The organism is Shigella sp. SIG6, assembly GCF_053555815.1.
Window position 1 is genome coordinate 1 of sequence record NZ_JBQZXC010000215.1, and the last position, 3,297, is coordinate 3,297.

General features: G+C 49.2%; 1 protein-coding gene and 1 pseudogene. Both read left to right on the plus strand.

Annotation, left to right across the window (positions count from 1 at the left end):
- Positions 1-42: 42 nt before the first annotated feature.
- Positions 43-1,461: pseudogene (locus tag ACUU1M_RS19430) on the plus strand (sensor domain-containing diguanylate cyclase).
- A 226-nt stretch (positions 1,462-1,687) separates the two neighbouring features.
- Positions 1,688-3,139 (plus strand): tagaturonate reductase, encoded by a 1,452-nt coding sequence (gene uxaB / locus ACUU1M_RS19435; protein WP_000854633.1) that lies wholly within the window; start codon positions 1,688-1,690, stop codon positions 3,137-3,139.
- Positions 3,140-3,297: the final 158 nt, after the last annotated feature.

Consider the following 3,297-nt stretch of genomic DNA (forward strand, 5'->3'; position numbering starts at 1 on the left):
GTTGAGATAATTGCCACCCGCAATTGTATGGACAGATAATTAATGCATGTACACCCCATTTCAACTTTCCGTTTGTTCCAGGAAGGTCATCTGCTACGTAATAGCATCGCTATTTTTGCGCTAACCACGCTGTTCTATTTTATTGGTGCAGAGTTACGGCTGGTTCACGAACTTTCTCTTTTCTGGCCGCTGAATGGCGTAATGGCGGGGGTGTTTGCCCGCTATGTCTGGCTTAATCGACTGCATTACTATGCGATCAGTTATGTGGCGATGCTGGTTTATGATGCCATAACCACCGAATGGGGACTGGTTTCACTGGTTATCAATTTCTCCAATATGATGTTTATTGTTACCGTCGCCTTACTGGTCGTGCGGGATAAGCGTCTGGGGAAAAATAAGTATGAGCCAGTAAGTGCCTTACGGCTATTTAATTACTGTCTGATTGCCGCATTATTATGCGCTATTGTCGGGGCGATTGGTTCGGTCAGTATTGATAGTCTGGATTTCTGGCCTTTGCTTGCGGACTGGTTCAGTGAGCAATTCTCAACGGGCGTGTTGATCGTGCCTTGTATGCTGACGTTGGCTATTCCTGGAGTGCTGCCGCGCTTTAAAGCAGAACAGATGATGCCCGCCATCGCGCTTATTGTGTCGGTTATTGCCTCGGTAGTCATTGGCGGAGCGGGGAGTCTGGCGTTCCCGCTGCCTGCATTAATCTGGTGTGCAGTGCGCTATACGCCGCAGGTAACATGTCTGTTGACCTTTGTCACCGGTGCGGTGGAAATCGTACTGGTGGCAAATTCGGTGATTGATATCTCGTTCGGTTCGCCGTTCTCCATTCCGGAAATGTTCTCCGCACGTCTCGGTATTGCCACGATGGCGATATGCCCAATTATGGTTTCTTTTAGCGTGGCAGCGATCAATTTGCTAATGAAGCAAGTTGCGCTGTGAGCCGACTTTGATTTTCTGACTCAGGTTTACTCACGGTCCGGTCTTTATGAGGCGCTGAAAAGTCCATCGCTGAAACAGACGCAACATCTGACGGTCATGCTGCTTGATATCGACTATTTCAAAAGCATTAACGATAACTATGGACATGAATGTGGCGATAAAGTGTTAAGCGTGTTTGCCCGGCATATTCAGAAGATTGTCGGTGATAAGGGGCTGGTGGCGCGCATGGGCGGCGAAGAATTTGCTGTTGCAGTGCCGTCGGTGAATCCTGTCGATGGTCTGCTAATGGCGGAAAAAATCCGTAAAGGCGTTGAACTGCAACCATTCACCTGGCAACAAAAAACGCTTTATCTCACGGTAAGTATTGGCGTCGGTAGTGGTCGCGCATCGTACCGAACGCTGACCGATGATTTTAATAAATTGATGGTCGAAGCCGATACGTGTCTGTATCGCTCGAAGAAAGATGGGCGCAACCGTACCAGCACTATGCGTTACGGTGAGGAAGTTGTCTGACATCTTTATTCATTCCGCGCGATTTGAATGCAATGTGTTCTACCACTTTATGATCCAGGAAAAGGCGTATTTCCTCGATTAAACCATGATCCGCGCCACACTTTTCTCATAAAACTGCTCATTAATCATCAGGAGTTGATCAAAACAGGGGGTCGGCGTATTAAAGTTTGCTAACCTGTCGCACCAATTTAAACAGGTTGTATGACTAATCAGAAGGGAACCCATTGTGAAAACACTAAATCGTCGCGATTTTCCCGGTGCACAGTATCCAGAACGTATCATTCAGTTTGGTGAAGGTAACTTCCTGCGCGCCTTTGTTGACTGGCAAATCGATCTCCTGAATGAGCACACCGATCTGAATTCTGGCGTGGTCGTTGTTCGTCCGATTGAAACTTCATTCCCGCCGTCACTGAGCACGCAGGATGGTCTGTACACCACCATTATCCGTGGCCTGAATGAGAAGGGGGAAGCGGTCAGCGACGCGCGTCTGATTCGCTCGGTTAATCGTGAAATCAGCGTCTACAGTGAATACGATGAATTCCTGAAACTGGCGCACAACCCGGAAATGCGCTTTGTTTTCTCTAACACCACCGAAGCGGGTATCAGCTACCATGCGGGCGATAAATTCGATGACGCGCCAGCGGTAAGCTATCCGGCAAAACTGACCCGTCTGCTGTTCGAACGCTTTAGCCATTTCAACGGTGCGCTGGATAAAGGTTGGATCATCATTCCGTGTGAGTTGATTGACTACAATGGCGACGCGTTGCGTGAACTGGTGCTGCGCTATGCGCAAGAGTGGGCACTGCCAGAAGCATTTATTCAATGGCTGGATCAGGCTAACAGCTTCTGTTCTACGCTGGTGGACCGTATCGTTACCGGTTATCCGCGCGATGAAGTGGCTAAACTGGAAGAAGAACTGGGTTATCACGATGGTTTCCTCGACACCGCTGAACACTTTTACCTGTTTGTGATTCAGGGGCCGAAATCCTTAGCGACTGAGCTGCGCCTGGACAAATATCCGCTCAACGTGCTGATTGTTGACGATATTAAACCGTATAAAGAACGCAAAGTGGCAATCCTCAACGGTGCGCACACCGCGCTGGTGCCGGTGGCGTTCCAGGCAGGGCTGGATACCGTAGGTGAAGCGATGAACGATGCTGAAATTTGCGCATTCGTTGAAAAAGCCATCTACGAAGAAATTATTCCGGTACTGGATTTGCCTCGTGATGAACTGGAATCTTTCGCCAGTGCAGTCACCGGGCGTTTCCGTAACCCGTACATTAAGCATCAGCTGCTGTCTATCGCGCTCAACGGTATGACCAAATTCCGCACCCGCATCCTGCCGCAGCTGCTGGCAGGGCAGAAGGCAAACGGCACACTTCCGGCGCGCCTTACTTTCGCATTAGCGGCATTGATTGCGTTCTATCGTGGTGAGCGTAACGGAGAAACATATCCGGTACAGGACGATGCACACTGGCTGGAACGTTATCAGCAACTCTGGAGCCAGCATCGTGACCGTGTTATCGGTACCCAGGAACTGGTAGCGATTGTGTTGGCAGAAAAAGACCACTGGGAGCAGGACCTGACGCAAGTGCCTGGTCTGGTCGAGCAGGTTGCTAATGACCTGGATGCGATTCTTGAAAAAGGGATGCGCGAAGCTGTACGTCCGTTGTGCTAATAACACCGTTACTTCTGAACCCGGTTTCGACCGGGTTTCTTATTTCACAATATTAGTTACAACATCCTATATGCCTTTATCATTAACAGGTGTCACATGCAGCGCCTGTTAATGTTGTAAGCTTGACATATAGGAAATTGAAAAACCAGACGATACCG